The organism is Streptomyces scopuliridis (genome assembly GCF_042790125.1).
Lineage (GTDB): Bacteria > Actinomycetota > Actinomycetes > Streptomycetales > Streptomycetaceae > Streptomyces > Streptomyces scopuliridis_A.
Genome location: NZ_JBHTZS010000003.1, coordinates 374,032 through 392,287, shown reverse-complemented (window position 1 = coordinate 392,287; position 18,256 = coordinate 374,032). Strand labels below are relative to the sequence as shown.

2 protein-coding genes (1 of these 2 cut by a window edge) are annotated in these 18,256 nt (G+C 72.6%); both read right to left on the bottom strand.

The genetic code is table 11. From position 1 onward, the window contains the following. A protein-coding gene (locus ACFRKB_RS06245) for an amino acid adenylation domain-containing protein (protein ID WP_383103724.1) crosses the window boundary here: on the bottom strand, positions 1-4,013 show its start. It extends 10,162 nt beyond the left edge of the window; 4,013 of the gene's 14,175 nt are visible here — the first part of the coding sequence; it begins with the start codon at positions 4,011-4,013; its stop codon lies off the left edge, out of view. Next, positions 4,010-18,256, bottom strand: a complete 14,247-nt coding sequence (locus ACFRKB_RS06240) for an amino acid adenylation domain-containing protein (protein ID WP_383103723.1) — start codon at positions 18,254-18,256, stop codon at positions 4,010-4,012. Before ACFRKB_RS06240 ends, ACFRKB_RS06245 begins: the two co-directional genes overlap by 4 nt.

Below are 18,256 nucleotides of genomic sequence, written 5' to 3'. Positions count from 1 at the left end.
AGGGTGTTGATGAAGAAGCCGACCAGGTCGTCCAGCGACTCGTCGCCGCGTCCGGCGATCGGGGTGCCGAGCGGGATGTCGTCTCCGGCGCCCAGCCGGTGCAGCAGTACCGCGAGGCCCGCCTGCAGCGTCATGAACACGCTGGCCTGGCAGTTGCGGGAGAGCGCGACGAGGCGCCGGTGGACCTCCTGGTTGATCCGGAAGGGCACCGTGCCGCCCCGGTAGGAGGCGGTCGCCGGACGCGGGCGGTCGGCCGGCAGGTCCAGTTCGAGCGGCAGCCCGGCCAGCGTCTCGCGCCAGAAGGCCAGATGCCGTGACACCGTGCTGTCCGGGTCGTCCTCGCTGCCGAGTACGTCGCGCTGCCACAGGGCGAAGTCCGCATACTGCACCGGAAGCGGTTCGAGCGGCGGCTCATCGCCGTCGCGGCGAGCGCCGTAGGCGGCGGACAGGTCGCGGCCGAACGGCACGGCCGACCACTCGTCCATCACGATGTGGTGCATCAGCACCAGCAGGACGTGCTCCTCGTCGCCGAGCCGCAGCAGCCGCGCCCGTACCGGTGGCTCGGCGGTCAGGTCGAAGCCCTGGCCGGCGGCCTCGTCCAGCGCCGCGTCCAGACCGGCCGGATCGACGTCGGTCACGGTCAGCTCCGGTGCGCTGTCCACCACGACCTGACAGGGCATGCCGTCGCGCTCCGGGAACACCGTGCGCAGGCTTTCGTGCCGCCGCGCCACATCGGCCAGCGCCATGCGCAGCGCCCCGACGTCCAGCGGTCCGGTCAGCCGTGCGGCCATGGGCACGTTGTACGCCGGGCTCGGGCCCTCGAACCGGTTGAGGAACCACAGCCTGGTCTGCTGCATCGACAGCGGGACATCGTCCGGACGCGGGGCGGGTTCGATCCGCCGGGTGACCGGGCCCTGCGAGGTGAGCAGTTGGGCGAGCCCGGCCACGGTCGGCGACTCGAAGAGACCGCGCAACGAGAACTGGACGCCGAACACCGAGCGGATCCGGGTGACCAGCCGGGTCGCCAGCAGCGAGTGGCCGCCGAGTTCGAAGAAGCTGTCGTCGATGCTCACCACGGACGCGCCGAGGATCTCCGCGAACAGCCCGCAGAGAATCTCCTCCTGGGGAGTGCGCGGTGTACGGCCCGAGGCCAATCCGGAGAAGTCCGGGGCGGGCAGCGCGCGCTTGTCCAGCTTCCCGTTGGGGGTCAGCGGGAGTTCGTCGAGGACGACGAAGGCCGCCGGCACCATGTACGACGGCAGGGTGTCCGAGACCCCCGCGCGCAGGGCGGCCACCCCCGGCGCCCCGGCGCCGGCCCTGGGCACCAGGTAGGCCACCAGCCGGTGGTCGCCAGGCCGGTCCTCGCGGATGATCACGGTGGCCTGGGCGATGTCGTCCCGGGCGAGCAGGACCGACTCGATCTCGCCGGGTTCGATACGGAAGCCGTGCAGTTTCACCTGGCTGTCGGCGCGCCCGTGGAAGACCAGTTCGCCGTGGGCGTCACGGGTCGCCATGTCGCCGGTGCGGTACATCCTGGCGCCAGGGCCCTCGAAGGGGTTGGCCACGAAGCGCTCGGCGGTCAGCCCCGGCCGGTCCAGGTAGCCGCGGGCCAGGCCGGCCCCGGCCACGTACAGTTCCCCGGGCACGCCGGGCAGCACCGGGCGCAGCGCGGCGTCCAGCAGATAGACCCGGGTGCCGGTGACCGGGCCGCCGATCGGCGGGACAGCCTCTCCCGCCAGCGGTGCGCTCATGGTGGCGCAGACGGTGGTTTCGGAGGGGCCGTACGCGTTGATCATGCGGCGGCCGGCCGACCAGCGGCCGGCCAGCTCCGGCGCGGTCGCCTCGCCGGCCACCACCAGTGTGATGCCCTCGGGCAGCGCGTCCTGGTCGAGCACGGCGAGCGCGGCCGGCGGGATCGTGGCGTGGGTGACGCCCCGTTCGGCGACGAGCTCGGCCAACGGCCGGCCCGGGCGCAGCCGTTCGGCGGGCGCGAGCACCAGGGCCGCGCCGGTCAGCAGGCCCATGACCAGTTCCCAGAACGCCGCGTCGAAGCTGATCGAGGCGAACTGCAGCACACGGCTGCCGGGACCGGCCTCGAACCGTTCGATCTGCGCGGCGACCAGGCTCGCGATGCCGCGGTGCGAGACCACGACGCCCTTGGGCCTGCCGGTGGATCCGGAGGTGTAGATGAGGTAGGCGGGATGGTCCACCGTCGTCGCCGGGGCGGGCGCCCGGTCGCCCGGAGCGGCGGCGAGGCGCGCCGTGGTGTCCGGGTCGTCCAGCACGATCCGCGGCGGGCCGCCGGCCGGCAGGGTCCCGGCGATGGCGGCGGTGGTCAGCACGATGCGGGGCCGCGCGTCGTCCAGCATGTAGGCGATGCGGTCGGCCGGGTAGTCGGGGTCTACCGGAAGATACGCGGCGCCTGCCTTGTGCACGGCGAGCACGGCGACGGCCAGCTCCGCCGAACGCGGCAGTGCCAGCGCGACGAACTGCTCCGGCCGGGCTCCGGCCTCGACGAGGCGGTGGGCCAGCTGGTTCGCCCGGCGGTCCAGCTCGGCGTAGGACAGCGTGGTGTCCTCGAAGATCACCGCGGGGTCCAACGGCGCCTGCCGGACCCGCGCGGCGAACAGCTCCGGCAGGGTCCGCGGGCGCTCGGTCCCGGTGTCGTTGCGGGCGCGCAGGATCTCCTCGCGCTCGTTCGCGGCGAGCAGATCCAGCCGGCCGACCGGGCGGCCCGGGTCACGCACCACGGCTTCCAGCGTCCGCACCAGCCGGTCGCCGATCGTTCTTATGTCGTCCGGGCCGAAGACATCGGGCCGGTAGCCGAAGCGGATCCGCAGCGTCTCACCGGGGAGGGCGGCCACGCTGAGCGGGTAGTGGTTGGCGTCCGCTCCCTGCGCGCCGACGATGGTCAGGCCGGCCAGCTCCCGGAATCCCTCCTCGTCGAAGGGGTAGTTCTCGGTGACGGTGATCGTGTCGAACAGCTCACCTGACGCGCCGGCCAGGGCGTGCACATCGGGCAGGTTCAGGTGCTGATGGGACATCAGTCCGGCCTGCTGCCGCTGGAACCGGGCCAGCATCCCGCCCACCGGCTCGGCAGGGTCCAGCCGCACCCGTACGGGCAGCGTGTTGATGAACAGGCCGACGATGCTCTCCACTCCGGGGATGTCCGCCGGACGCCCGGAGACGGTGCCGCCGAAGACCACGTCGCCGCGGCCGGTCAGACCGCCGAGGACGATCGCCCAGGCTCCCTGGAAGACGGTGTTGAGGGTCAGGTCGTGCTTGCGTGCCATCGCGGTCAGCTCGCGGCTCAGCTCCGCCGGGACCTCGACCACCAGGCGTTCCGGCGCGACGGGGGTGCGCAGCCGGTCCTCGGGCACGAGCCGGGTCGGCTCCTCGATCCCGTGGAGCACGGTCCGCCACGCCTCCTCCGCCGCCGGCCGGTCCTGTCCGGCCAGCCAGGCGAGGTAGTCGCGGTAGGGCGTCACGGGCGGCAGCGCCGACTCGTCGCCGGCCGCGGCGTAGAGGGTGAACAGGTCCGTCATCAGCCTGCCCACCGACCAGCCGTCCAGCAGGATGTGGTGGTGCGCCATGATCAGCCGGTGGCGGCGCTCACCGTGGTGGATCAGCGTGAAGTGCAGCAGCGGGGGCCGGGTCAGATCGAATGAACGGTCCGACGCGGCCTCGGTGAGCTGCCGCAGCTCCGCCGCCTGCCGCTCCTCGGGCAGGCCGCGCAGGTCGAACTCCTCCCACGGCAGGGGCACATCGCGGGGTATGAGCTGCACCGGTCTGCTGAGCCGCTCATGGCGGAAGGCGGCGCGCAGGTTGGGGTGCCGGCGCAGCAGGCCCGCCACCGACTCCCGCATCACGGCCGTGTCCAGCTCACCGTCGAGGTCGATACGGAGCCGGGCTGTGTAGATGTCCAGCGAGCGCTCGTGGTAGACGGTGTGGAACAGCAGACCTTCCTGGAGTGGCGAGAGCGGCAGAACGTCCTGGAAACCCGGCTTCGTCATGAGGAGAAGAACCTTCCGTCAGCTTCCAGTACGTCGATTTCGTCCTGGTCGAGGCCGACCAGGGAGAGGTCGGACGGGGTGTGGCCGCCGGCACCCGCGGCCCCGGCGTGGGCGGCGAGGGCTTCCAGCGCGCGAAGCCAGTCGTCGGCCAGATCCCGCACGGCCTTCTCGTCGAACAGTTCGGTGGCCCAGGTGCAGGCGAGAACGAGGCACGGCCCGTCGGGACCGTCGGTGACCAGGGCGGTCGCCTCCAGTGCGTGCCCGGTCCGCGGCCCCGGGTCCGGTGCCTGGAGCGACTCGGCAGATCCGGCGGAGACCGGCCACTCGGCGAGCTGCGTGGTGTCGAGCCGGCCGAGGTAGCCGAAGCCGATGGCCGGCCGGGGCAGTGCGGCCAGCACCGGCGCGGTACGCGGGTTGAGGTGGCGCAGCATGCCGTAGCCGATGCCGTGGTCCGGCACCGAACGCAGTTGCTCCTTGACCGCCTTGATGGCGGTGCCGACGTCCGGGCCGCCCGCGGTCAGCTCGGCCCAGTCGACGGTGCCGGGGTCGAGGCGCACGGGGTGCTCCGTGGCGAGCCACCCCAGGGTGCGGGTCAGGTCCTGGCCGTCGGCGAAGGGTTCGCGGCCGTCCCGCTCCAGGTCCAGCAGGACGCTCGTACCGCCTCGGTGGTCGCGCAGGTGCCGGCGCCGCCAGTGCGCGACGGCCAGCGTGAACGCGGTGAGCAGCACGTCCTCCACGGCGCAGTTGAAGGCGGCGGGTACCCGGCCGAGCAGCGGTTCGGTCGACCGCCGCGGCAGCGTACGGCGAAGCGTGCCCGGAGCGCCGGGCGCGTCGGGGTCCGCCGGCCGGCCGGTGAGCCGGGGCTCCGCGCCGGTGAGCCGGGGTTCCGCGTCGGCGAGCATGCCCGTCCACAGGTCCAGTTCGCGCTCGCGTTCCGGGTCCTGCGCGGCGACCACCAGTTGCTGGGCCCAGCGGCGGTACGAGGTCCCCGCCGGCTGGAGGGCCTCCGGCCCGTCACCGGTGAGGGCGCGCAGGCAGTGGGCCAGTTCGGTCCGCAGGATGCGCCAGGAGGCCGCGTCCGCCACCAGCCGGTGCAGAACCACGAGCAACCGGCCCTGCCGGGCGGGTCCCGCGTCGAACCAGACGAAGTGGGCGACCTCTCCCGCGTCGGCGTCGAGTCGGCCGGCCGCCCGCCGGGTGTGGTCGAGGACGGCGGCCGGTCCGTCGGCGTCCGGCCCTTCGACCGCGACGCGGGTGATACGGCCGCCGACGTCCACCGTGCCGGTGGGCCTGACCTCCAGACTCCACCGCGCGCCGTCGTCGTGCCTGCCGAGTGCCAGCCGGAGCACGTCGTGCCGGTCGGTGAGCATGCCCACCACATCGTGCAGCCGGTCGAGGTCCAGGCCGGCCGGGGCGTCCAGCAGCAGCGACCGGTGCCACGCCGCGACCGGGCCGCCCCGCTCGCGCAGCGCGTGAACGGGCGGCGGGAGCGGGACCCCGCCGGTCCCGGTGCCGGGTGATTCCACGACGACGTCGGCGACGTCGGTCGCCACGGACGCCAGCCCTTCGACGGTGCGGTGGACGAAAACGTCCTCGGGCTTGATCCTCAGGCCCTTCTTCCGGGCGCGGCTCACCAGCCGGATCGAGACGATGCTGTCGCCGCCGAGGTCGAAGAAGCTGTCCCGGACGCCCACCGAGGGCAGGCCGAGGACCTCCGCGAACACCTCGCACAGCGCCTCCTCGCGGGGTGTGCGCGGTGCCTCGCCACCGGTGAGCGCGGTGAAGTCGGGGGCCGGCAGCAGCTTGCGGTCCACCTTGCCGTTCGGAGTGAGCGGCAGGGCGGCAAGGGTGACGAACGCGGCGGGGATCATGTAGTCCGGAAGGACACGGGCCGCGTACTCCCGTAGCCCGGCCGCGGCCGGTACCTCTCCCCCGCTCGTGGCGACGAGATAGGCCACCAGGCGCTTGTCTCCCTCACGGTCCGTCCGGGCCACCACGGTGGCCTGGGCGAGCGCCGGGTGGGCGGCGAGGACGGCCTCGATCTCGCCGGGTTCGATCCGGAAGCCACGCACCTTGACCTGGTCGTCGACGCGGCCGGCGAATTCGAGTTCGCCCGCGGTGTTCCACCGGGCCAGGTCGCCGGTGCGGTACATACGGGTGCCGGGCGGGCCGAACGGGTCCGCCACGAACCGCTCGGCGGTCAGCCCGGCTCGGTCCAGATAGCCGCGGACCACGCCGTCACCGGCGAGGTACAGGTCGCCCGCCACGCCGGCCGGCACCGGCGCGAGGCGGGAGTCCAGCACGTACACCCGGGTGTTGGCGATCGGTCGGCCGATCGCGGGCGCACCGGGCCGGTCGTCCACCTCGGCGGTGGTGGACCACACCGTGGTCTCGGTGGGTCCGTACATGTTGCGCACCCCGGCGGCCAACTCGCCCAGCCGGGTGGCGAGTCCGGCCGGCAGCGCCTCGCCGCCGACCAGCACCCGCAGCCCGGCCAGCGCCGCCGGGTGCTCGGACGCCAGCGCCTGCCACAGCGTCGGCGTCGCCTGGACGACGGTGGCTCCGGCTCCGGTGATCAGCTCGGCGAGCCGGTCCACGTCGCGTACCCGCTCGGCGGTGGCGACCACCAGCCGGGCCCCGGCCACCAGGGGTACGTACAGCTCCAGCCCGGCGATGTCGAAGGCGACGGTGGTGACCGCGACCAGAACGTCCGCCTCGGTGACCGGCAGCCGGTCGCGCATGTCCAGCACGAAGTTGGTGAGGTTCGCGCGGGTCACCACGACGCCCTTGGGCCGGCCGGTGGAACCGGAGGTGTAGATCACGTACGCCGGATGGTCGCCGCGCGCCGTGCCGGGCGGGTCGGTCTCCGGCAGAGCGGCGATCCGCTGCCGCGCGGCGGGGTCGTCGAGCGCGATCAGCGCCGCCCCGGCCGCGACGGGCAGATCGTGGGCCAGTTCGCGGGTGGTGAGCACCAGCGCGGGCGAGCCGTCGGTGAGGATGTGGCGCACCCGCTCGGCCGGGTAGGCCGGGTCGAGCGGGACGTAGGCCGCGCCGGACTTGCCCACCGCGAGCAGCGCCACCACCAGGTCCAGGCCGCGCGGCAGGCTCACCGCGACCCTGACCTCAGGACCGGCGCCCCGGTCGGCCAGGTGGCGGGCCAACCGGTTCGCGCGGGCGTTCAGTTCGGCGTAGGTGACCTCGCCGTCGTCGGCGACGACCGCGACATGCCCGGGGTTCCGGGCCGCCGACGCCTCGATCGCCTCGATCAGCGAGTGCGGGCCCGGGTCGGCCGTCGTGGCGTTCCAGTCGCTCAGCAGCCGGGTGCGCTCGGCGGTGGTCAGGATGCCGATGTCGCCGATGACCCGGTCGGGTTCGGCGCAGAGACGTTCCATCAGGTGGGTGAACCGCTCGGTCATCCGCGCCACGGTGTCGTGGTCGAACAGGTCCGCGCTGTACTCGGCGACCGCCTCGATCCCCGCGGGCTCGCGGCCGGCGTCGAACAGCTCGCGCAGGTTGATGTTGAGATCGAACTTCGCCACGTTCAGGTCGAGCATGCGGCGCCGCGCGGGCACCCCCGGCAGGTCGTAGTCCGCCTCGGGGTTGTTGTGCAGGCTGACCATCACCTGGAAGAGCGGGTGACGGGCCATGGCGCGCTCGGGTCCCAGCACGTCGACCAGCCGTTCGAAGGGAACGTCCTGGTGGGCGTAGGCGGCCAGGTCGGCGTCCCGGACGCGGCCGAGGACCTCGGCGAACGTGGGGTCGCCGGACAGGTCGGTGCGCAGTACCAGGGTGTTGACGAAGAATCCCACCAGTTCGTCGAGGGCCTCGTCCGTGCGGCCCGCGACCGGCGTGCCCAGCGGGATGTCGGTACCCGCGCCGTGACGGTGCAACAGCACCGCCACGCCGGCCTGGAGGACCATGAACATGCTCGTCCGGTAACGCCTGGCGAGGGCGGTCAGACTCCGGTGCAGCCGCGGATCGAGCCGGAAGGTGACCCAGCCACCGCGGTAGGACGGGGTCGCCGGGCGCGGCCGGTCCGTCGGCAGGCCGAGCTCGTCCGGCAGTCCGGCCAGCGCTTCGCGCCAGTACGCCAACTGCCGCGCGGCCACGCTGTCCGGATCGGTCTCGTCGCCCAGCACGGAACGCTGCCACAGGGTGTAGTCCGGGTACTGCACCGGCAGCGGCGTCCACGGCGGCGCGGCACCGGCGCACCGCGCGCCGTAGGCTGCCGCGAGGTCCCTGGCGAACGGCCCGGTCGACCAGCCGTCGACGACGATGTGGTGCATCACGACCACGAGCACCGACTCCCACTCGCCGGCTCGCAGCAGGGCGGCCCGCAGCGGTGGTTCGACGGTGAGGTCGAAGCCTCGGTCCGCGATGCCCCGCAGCGCGCCGTCCAGCTCGTCCGCCGCGGCGTCGAGCACGGTGAACTCGGGCGCGGCGACCGACGGGTCGAGCACCACCTGGTACGGAACGCCGTCGCGCTCGGGGAAGATCGTGCGCAGCGACTCGTGGCGGGCGACGACATCGGCGAGCGCGGCGCGCAGCGCGGACGCGTCCACCGGGCCGGCCAGCTCCAGCGCGACCGGCAGGTTGTAGGCGGCGCTACGGCCCTCCAGGCGGTTGAGGAACCACAGCCGGGTCTGGCCGTACGACAGCGGCAGGTTCGCCGGCCGCTGTCCGCCGCGCAGCGCGGGCCTGCCCTGCGGTGCCTCGTGCAGCGACCCGGCGACGGAGGCCACGCTCGGGGTCTCGAACAGCGCGCGGATCGGCAGCTCCGTGCCGAAGACCGAGCGGATCCGGCTCACCAGCCGGGTGGCCAGCAGGGAGTGCCCGCCCAGGTCGAAGAAGCTGTCGTCCACCCCGACTTCGGGCACGCCGAGGATCTCCGCGAAGAGTCCGCACAGGATCTCCTCCTGCGGCGTCCGCGGTGCGCGGCCGGACACGGTGGCGGAGTAGTCCGGCACCGGCAGGGCCCGCCGGTCGACCTTGCCGTTGGGGCTGAGCGGCAGTTCGTCCAGCACCACGAAGGCCGCGGGCATCATGTAGTCCGGCAGGTCCCCGGCCGTCTCGCGGGCGACCGTCGCCTCGTCCAGCGGCCCGTCGGCCACGAGGTAGGCGACGAGGCGCCGGTCACCGGGGGCGTCCTCCCGGAGCACGACGGCGGCCTGGGCGACATGGGGGCGGCGCAGCAGCGCGTTCTCGATCTCGCCGATCTCGACCCGGAAGCCGCGGACCTTGACCTGGTCGTCGATCCGCCGCAGGAAGTACAGCTCGCCGTCCGCGGTCCACTTCACGATGTCGCCGGTGCGGTACATGCGTGAGCCGGAGGGGCCGAACGGGTTGGGCACGAACCGCTCGGCGGTCATCGTCGGCCGGTGCAGATAGCCACGGGCGATGCCCTCGCCGGCCACGTACAGCTCACCGGCCACACCCATCGGCACCGGCCGCAGGGACTCGTCGAGCACGTACAGCCAGGTGTTGGGCATGGGGCGGCCGATCGGCAGCGGGCCGCTGTCGACCGGTTCGCCGGCCCTGATCACGTACTGGGTGCAGTTGACCGTGGTTTCGGTGGGCCCGTAGCCGTTGTAGATGTGCGCCGCGGGGTTGCGGGCGCGCCACTCGGTCAGCGTCCCGCCGAGCAGCAGCTCGCCGCCCAGCATCAGCTCGCGGGTGGGTGAGAACGCGTCGGGAAGCGCCTCCAGCAGCGGCAGGTGGCTCGGCGTGGCCTTGAGGAACGTGCACGGGGTCTTCTCCAGCGCCGCCAGCGTCCGCGGATCGCTGTCGTCCAGCGTGGCGAGGACCACGGTGCCTCCGACGGACAGCGTCGTGTAGAGCGCGGTCACGGTCAGGTCGAAGGAGATCGGGCTGTGCAGCACCGCGGCGCCCGTGGTGCTCGGGTAGCCCGAGGTGCTCCACCTCAGGTAGTCGCTCAGGCAGTGCTGTTCGGTCAGCACTCCCTTGGGGCGCCCCGTGGAACCGGAGGTGTAGATGACGTACGCGGAGTGGTGCGGGCTGACGGGGTACAGCCGGTCCGCGTCGGTGGGATCCGTGACCGGGCGGCTCGCGACCGCCGCGACGGTGGCCGGATCGTCCAGCGACAGCCGTGGCAGGTCCGCCGAGTCCGGGATGCCCGCGCCGACGGCCGAGTCGGTGATGAGCAGCATGGCCGAGGCGTCCTCGACCATGAACTCGATCCTCTCCTGAGGGTAGTCCGGGTCGAGCGGCAGGTAGGCGGCGCCCGCCTTGAGAACGGCGATCAGCGCGACCACGAGCCGCGGGGTGCGGGGCAGGGCGACCGCGACCCAGTCCTCGGCCCCCACGCCGCGCGCGATGAGGTGGTGCGCCAGCCGGTTGGCGCGCTCGTTGAGGTCGCGGTACGTCACTTCGTCGTCCCGGCAGACCAGCGCGACGGCGTCCGGGGTCTTCGCCACCTGGTGCGTGAACCGCTCGACGAACGTCTGTGGGACCTCCTCGCGGATCTCACCGACACCGAGGGCGAGGATGCGCCGGCGGCCGGCCTCGTCGAGCAGTTCCAGCTCGCTCACCCGCTGCGCGGGGTCGTCGGCGACCGACTCCAGCAGGCAGCGGAACCGGGCGGAGATGTCCTCCGCCGTGACGCGGTCGTACAGGTCGGTGCTGTAGCTGAGCAGACCGGTGATGCCGGCCGGCGTGCCGTCGTCGGCGTACCGGTCGCCCATGGAGAACGACAGGTCGAACTTGGCGACCTCGGTGTTCACCGGGTGCAGGCGGGTGCGCACGCCGGGGAACTCCAGCTCCATCTCGGGCGTGTTCTCGAAGTTGAGCAGCACCTGGAAGAGCGGATGCCGGGAGAGCGAGCGCTCCGGCTTGAGCGCTTCGACCAGCAGCTCGAAGGGCACGTCCTGGTGGGCGTAGGCGGACAGGTCCGCCTCACGCACCCGGCCGAGGAGCTGCCGGAAGGTCGGGTCACCGGACAGGTCGTTGCGCAGCACCAGGGTGTTGACGAAGAAGCCGATGAGGTCGACCAGCGACTCGTCGTTGCGCCCGGCGACCGAGGTGCCGATCGGGATGTCCTCGCCGCCGCCCAAGCGGCTCAGCAGCGCGGCCAGAGCGGCCTGCATGAGCATGAACAGGCTGGCGCCGCTGGCACGGGCGATCTCCTGCAGCCGGGCGTGGAGTTCGGCGCCGATGGCGATCGGTACGAATCCGCCGCCGTGGCTGGGCAGAGCGGGGCGGGGCCGGTCGGTCTGCAGGTCCAGCTGGTCCGGCAGGCCGGCCAGCGTGGACTTCCAGTAGTCGATCTGCCGCGCCAGCACGCTGCCGGGGTCGTCGATGCCGCCGAGGATCTGCCGCTGCCACAGCGCGTAGTCGGCGTACTGCACCGGCAGTGGTGTCCAGTCCGGGGCGTGGGCCGCCCGGCGCGCGGTGTAGGCGCCGGCGAAGTCGCTCACCAGTCCGGCGAACGACCAGCCGTCGGCCGCGATGTGGTGGACCAGGATCAGGAAGACCTGCTCGGTGGGGCTGAGCACGAACAGCTCGGCCCGGATGGGCAGTTCGTTCTCCAGGTCGAATCCGCGGCGGGCGGCCACCGTCAACGCGGCGTCCAGTTCCGGCTCGGTCAGCTCGGTCACCGAGACCCGCGGGCGGGCCTCCCGCGCGGGCACGACGCACTGGATCGGCACTCCGTCGCGCTCGCGGAAGACCGTGCGCAGGCTCTCGTGCCGGACCATCACGTCGTGCAGCGCCTCGTTGAGCGCGGCACGGTCGGCCTGGCCGGTGAAGCGGAGGGAGACACCGAGATTGTAGGTCGGGCTCGGACCCTCCAGCCGGTTGAGGAACCACAGCCGCTGCTGGGTGAACGACACCGGCACCTCCGCCGGGCGTTCCATCGGGACGACGCGGGGCCTGGCCGTACCGGCCCGTTCGACCAGTTTCGCCAGCTCGGCCACGGTCGGCGCCTCGAACAGGTCGCGCACCGCGAGGTCGACGCCGAGCACCGACTGGATTCTGATGATCAGCCGGTTGGCGATCAGCGAGTGCCCGCCGAGGTCGAAGAAGCCGTCGTCGATGCCGACCGAGGACAGTTCCAGGATCTCCGCGAAGAGACCGCACAGCACCTGCTCGTGGGGGGTGCGGGGCTGCCGGCCCGCCTTGTCGCCGGCGAACTGCGGTGCGGGCAGGGCGTTGCGGTCCAGCTTGCCGTTGGGGTTGAGCGGCAGTCTGCGCAGGGTGACGAAGGCGGCCGGCATCATATAGCTGGGCAGGGTCGTCGCCACCAGCTCGCGCAGGCGCTCGATGTCGGCTTCGGAGCCGGAGACCGGTACGACGTACGCGACGAGCTGCTTGTGGTGGTGCCGGTCCTCCCGGGCGACCACCACCACCTGGGCCACGGCCGGGTCCTGGGCGATCAGCGACTCGATCTCGCCGGTCTCGACACGGAATCCGCGCACCTTCACCTGCTCGTCGGTGCGCCCCTGGTAGACCAACTGGCCGTCGGGCGTCCACCGCACCAGGTCACCGGTCCGGTACAGGCGGGAGCCCGGGGGACCGAACGGGCTGGCCACGAAACGCTCCGCGGTCAGGGCGGGGCGGTCCAGATAGCCGCGGGCCAGGCCCTCGCCCGCCAGGTACAGCTCGCCCGCGACGGCGGCGGGGACCGGTCGCAGCCAGGAGTCCAGCACGTAGACCTGGGTGTTGGAGACCGGACGGCCGATCAGCGGCTCGGCCGGGCCGTCGCCGGAGTGCCACGCCGTCGCGTAGACCGTGGCCTCGGTCGGGCCGTAGATGTTGGCGATGCGCGCCTTCGGCATGGCCGCGCGGATGTCCGTCATCGCCCGGCCGGTGAGTGCCTCTCCGGCGAGCACCAGCAGACCGGCCGAGGCGGGGACGGTGTCCTGGCTGATCAACTGGGCCAGCGCGGACGGCACCGCGCTGATCATGCCGCCCGACCAGCCGTCCTGACGCTCGGCGAGTGCCAGCAGGTCGCGCACGATGTCGATGCGTCCGCCGGCCGCCAGCGGCCCGAAGATCTCGAAGACCGATACGTCGAAGTTGAGCGAGGTCGACGCCAGCGCGTGGGACAGGGCGGGCGTGCCGATCTCCTGTGCCGCCCAGGTGACGAGGTTGACCACGTTGCGGTGCTGCACCACGACGCCCTTGGGCGTTCCGGTCGAGCCGGAGGTGTAGATGACGTAGGCGGCGTTGTCCGGCCGCAGCGGCGCCATCCGTTCCGCGTCGACCGGGCTGGTCCCGGGCCGGGCCGCGACCGACTCCACCGTCCCGGGGTCGTCCAGTGCCAGCGCGGGCACCCTCGCGACCGCCTCCTCCGGCCAGTCGGACAGTACGCCCTCGGTGCTCACCAGCAGCACCGGGTCGGCGTCGGACAGCAGCAGCGCGACGCGCTCCAAGGGATACGACGGGTCCACGGGCAGGTACGCCGCACCCGACTTGAGCACCGCCAGCAGGGCGACGACCAGATCCACGGACCGCGGCAGGCCCAGTGCGACCAGGCGCTCGGTCCCGGCGCCCCGGGTGATGAGTTCGTGCGCCAGCCGGTTGGCGCCCGCGTGCAGTTCGCCGTAGGTGAGCGACCGGGAGCCGTCGCTCACCGCCACCGCGTCCGGATTCTCCGCCGCCGTCCGCTCCAGCAGGTCGACCAGTGTCCCCGCCGGTACGTCGCCGTGCGTGTCGTTCCATTCCCGCAGAATCCGCCGCCGCTCGGCCGGGGACAGCACGTCGACCGCCCGCACCGGCGTTTCCGGATTCGCGACGACCACCCGGAGGAAACGCAGCAGACGGCCGGTGAGCGATTCCACGCTGTGGCGGTCGAAGAGGTCCATCCGGAATTCGACCACCGCGTCGATACCGCCCGGTGCCCCCCTGCCGTCGACATGCTCGCTGAATTCGAAGGAAAGGTCGAATTTGGCCATCGTGCGCACGCCCGGCTCCGCGACCGCTTTCAGGCCGGGGAAGTCCAGGGTGGCGTCCAGCTTCTTCTGCAGCGAGAACAGGACCTGGCACAGCGGGTGCCGGGCCAGCGAGCGCTCCGGGTTCAGCACCTCGACCAGTCGCTCGAACGGCACGTCCTGGTGGGCGTAGGCCGCCAGGTCCGACTCCCGTACCCGGTCCAGCAGCTGACGGAAGGTGGGATCGCCGGAGACGTCGGTCCGCAGCACCAGGGTGTTGACGAAGAAGCCGACCAGCCGGTCCAAGGCGTCATCGGTACGGCCGGCCACCGGGCTGCCGAGCACCACGTCGGGGCCGGAGCCCAGCGCCGACAGCAGCGAGGCGAGGCCCGCCTGGAGCACCATGAACAGCGTGGTGCCGGTCTGCCGGGCCAGTTCGGCGAGGCCGCGGTGCAGTTCGGCCGGCAGCCCGAGCTCCACCACGTCGGACTGGTAGTCCGCCTCGGCCGGTCGCGGCCGGTCGGTGGGGAGCGCGGTCTCCTCCGGCAGCCCGGCCAGCTCCGAGCGCCAGAAGGCGAGTTGCCGCGCCATGGTGCTGTAGGGGTCCCGGTCGTCGCCGAGCACATTCCGCTGCCACAGCGTGTAGTCGGCGTACTGGGCCGCGAGCGGCTGCCAGTCCGGCTCCGCTCCCCGGACCCGGGCGGCGTACGCCGTGGACAGGTCCCGGGCCAGCACGCCCAGCGACCATCCGTCCGCGGCGATGTGGTGCACCACGACGGAGAGCACGTGCTCTTCCTCGCCGAGCGAGAACAGGTCGATGTGCAGCGGCAGTTCGGTGGCCAGGTCGAACGGCCCGGCCGCGCAGCTCGCCAATGCCGCGGGCAGGTCCTCGGCGGCGATCGCCGAGACGGGCAGCTCGATCGTGGCCGCCTCCGGGTCCAGGACGACCTGGCTCGGAATGCCCTTCACATCGGGGAAGACGGTGCGCAGGCTCTCGTGCCGGACGAGCAGGTCGCCGAACGCCGCGAGCAGCGCGTCGTGGTCCAGCGGTCCGGACAGCCGCAGCACCAGCGGGATGTGGTAAGCCGAGCCCGGACCTTCCAGCCGGTCCAGGAACCACAGCCGGTTCTGGGCGTACGAGAGCGGTATCTCCGCCGGCCGTGGCATCGGGGAGACGCCGGAACGGGCGTTCTCGGCGCAGCCGACGCGCTCCGCCAGGTCGGCGACGGTGGGCGTCTCGAACAGCGTCCGGATCTGCAGCTCCACGCCGAACACCGAGCGGATCCGGCTGACCAGCCGGGTGGCCAGCAGAGAGTGGCCGCCCACGTCGAAGAAGTTGTCGTCGATCGTGACGCTCGACACGCCGAGGACCTCGGCGAACAGACCGCACAGGACCTCCTCGGCCGGTGTGCGGGGGGCCCGGCCCGCCGAGCCGGCGACGAACTCCGGCTCCGGCAGCGCCTCGCGGTCCAGTTTGCCGTTGACGGTGATCGGCAGTTCGGGCAGGACCACGAACGCCGCGGGCACCATGTACTCCGGCAGGGCGCCCGCCACGGCCTCGCGCAGCGCGCGTAGATCGAGGCCGGCGGGGTCGCCGGCCGGTGTGAGGTAGGCGACCAGGCGCTTGTCGCCGGGCTGGTCCTCGCGCACGATCACCGCCGCCCGCGCGACCCCGGCCACGCCCTCCACCACGGCTTCGACCTCGCCCGGTTCGATCCGGAAACCGCGGATCTTCACCTGCTGGTCGGCCCGTCCGACGAACTCCAGCTCCCCGTCCGGCGTCCAGCACGCCACGTCGCCGGTGCGGTACATGCGGCTGCCGGGCGCGCCGAAGGGATCGGCGACGAACCGGTGCGAGGTCAGGTCGGCACGCCGGTGGTAGCCGCGTGCGAGCCCGTCGCCGGAGACATACATCTCCGCGGCCACCCCGGGCGGCACCGGTCGCAGCGCGTCGTCCAGCAGATGGATCCCGAGATCGGGGATCGGCACGCCGATCACGCTGCCCCGTGCGGCGCGCACGGTCCGCCGGTCCAGCGCGACGTGGCTGACGTGCACGGTGGTCTCCGTGATGCCGTACATGTTCACCAGGACCGGTGCGTCGTCCGGATGCCGTTCGTACCAGCTCTCCAGCCGCCGCGGATCGAGGGCCTCGCCGCCGAAGACGACGTACCGCAGGGCCAGTTCGGCGCCGGTCCCGGGGTTCTCCCGGTCGGCCCGCACGAGCTGGTGGAAGGCGGACGGGGTCTGGTTGAGCACCGTGACGCGTTCGCGGGCCAGCAGCCGCAGGAACTCCACCGGCGAGCGGCTCACCTCGTACGGGACGACCACCAGCTTGCCGCCGTGCAGCAGCGGGCCCCAGATCTCCCACACCGAGAAGTCGAAGGCGTAGGAGTGGAACAGCGTCCACACGTCCTCGGCCCCGAAGCGGAACCAGTGCTCCGTCGCGGCGAACAGCCGGAGCACGTTGCGGTGCGGGACGACCACGCCCTTGGGCCGGCCGGTGGAGCCGGAGGTGTAGATCATGTACGCCGGGTGCCGCGGGTCGAGCGGAGCGCGCCGCTCCGCGTCGGTGACGTCGCCGTCCGCCCGGCCCGCCACCTCGGCGGCGGTACGCGGGTCGTCGAGCACCAGAGGCTCGGCGGCGCCGGTCTCCCGCAGGCGTTCCGCGCCCGCCATGTCGGTCAGCACCACGTCGGGCGCGGCGTCCGCGAGCATGAACGCGATCCGCTCGGCGGGGTAGGCCGGGTCCAGCGGCAGATAGCCCGCGCCGGCCTTGAGGGTGGCGAGCAGCGCGACGATCATCTCCACCGAGCGGGGCAGCGCGAGCGCGACGAACCGCTCGGGACCGATGCCCCGGGAGATGAGCTCCCTGGCCAGCCGGTTGGCCCGGACGTTGATCTCCCGGTAGGTGTGGCCGACGCCGTCCAGCGCGACGGCTGTGCGCTCGGGGTGGTCGGCGGCGACCCGCTCGAACAGCTCCGGCAGTGTCCCGGCGGCGGTCTCCACGGGCACGGGCCGGGTGAGCAGGCGCGCGGCTTCCCCGGCGGTGACGACGTCCAGGCGTCCGAGCGGCATGCCGGGGTCGCAGGCACACAGTCTGGCGAGCAGGTCCAGGAACCGGTCCTGGTGCGTGGCGAGGGATTCATCGTCGTACAGCGCGGAGTTGGCGTCGAAGTCGAAGCGCAGAGCGCCGTCGGCGGCACGGGTGTCCAGCACGATCGCGAGGTCGGTGACCGGGCCGCTGGGCAGGTTGCGTACGGTCGCACCGTGGCCGGCGAAGTCCAGGCCGTAGTCGAACAGGATCAGGTTGACGTGCGGTCCGATCAGATGCTGCTCCGGGCCGAGTCTCAGATCACGCCGCATGTCCTCGTGGCGGTACCGCTGGTGGCGGACGGCCTGCCGCATCTCGGCGGCGACGGTGGTGAACAGGTCGCCCACGCTCGTGTCCGGCCGGACACGCAGCCGCAGGGGGACCAGGTTGGACACACTGCCGGGGACGGCCCGCACGGCCTGGTCCTGCCGTGCGGCGACCGGCAGCCCGATGATCACCTCGTCGGTGCCGGTGAGGCGCCGCAGATAGAGGGCGAGCGCGGCCACGACCACGGTCGGCCAGCCGGTGCCGACCTCGCGCGCGATACCCCGGATCGCCTCGGTCTCGTCGGCGCCCAGCAGCCGGCTGCTGCGGATCACCGTGCGGGGCAGGTGCTGCTCACCGCCGGAGAGGCTCACCGGGGGCCGCGCGCCGCTCAACCGCTCGGTCCAGAAGGCCCGGTCGGCGTCGTGGTCCGTGGAATCGGCGTAGTCGCACGCGGCCTCCACCAGGCCCCGCAGCGGAGGGAACGGATTGGCCGGCACGGGGAGCGCCGCCATCAGGGCGGTGTAGACCTGGGCCACCCGCGGCACGAACAGGGCGATGCTGGCGCCGTCCAGCACGATGTGATGGAACCTCAGGTACCAGAACCAGCGATCCGCCGCGATCCTGAAGAGGGCGAAGGTGAAGAGCCGGTCGCCGCACAGGTCGACCGGACGCTCGCGGTCCTCGTCCATCCACGTCCGCGCGCTCCCGGCCGGGTCGGCGTCCGCGGAGACGTCCAGGACATGGAAGGGGAAGTCGACGGTGGCAAGGATCCGCTGCTCGGGGATGTCGCCCCGCTCGGCGAATCGCACCCGCAGCGCGTCCGTCTCACCGACCACCCGGCGAAGCGCGGTTTCCAGGAATTCCGGATGGACCGGCCCGTCGATGTCCACGTATTCGGCGATGTTGTAGACGGTGTTGGTGACATCAATCCGCTGCGCGAACCAAATACCTGATTGGGCCGGCGTCAGAGGGAGTCGGGTATCACCGGATTGTGGCAC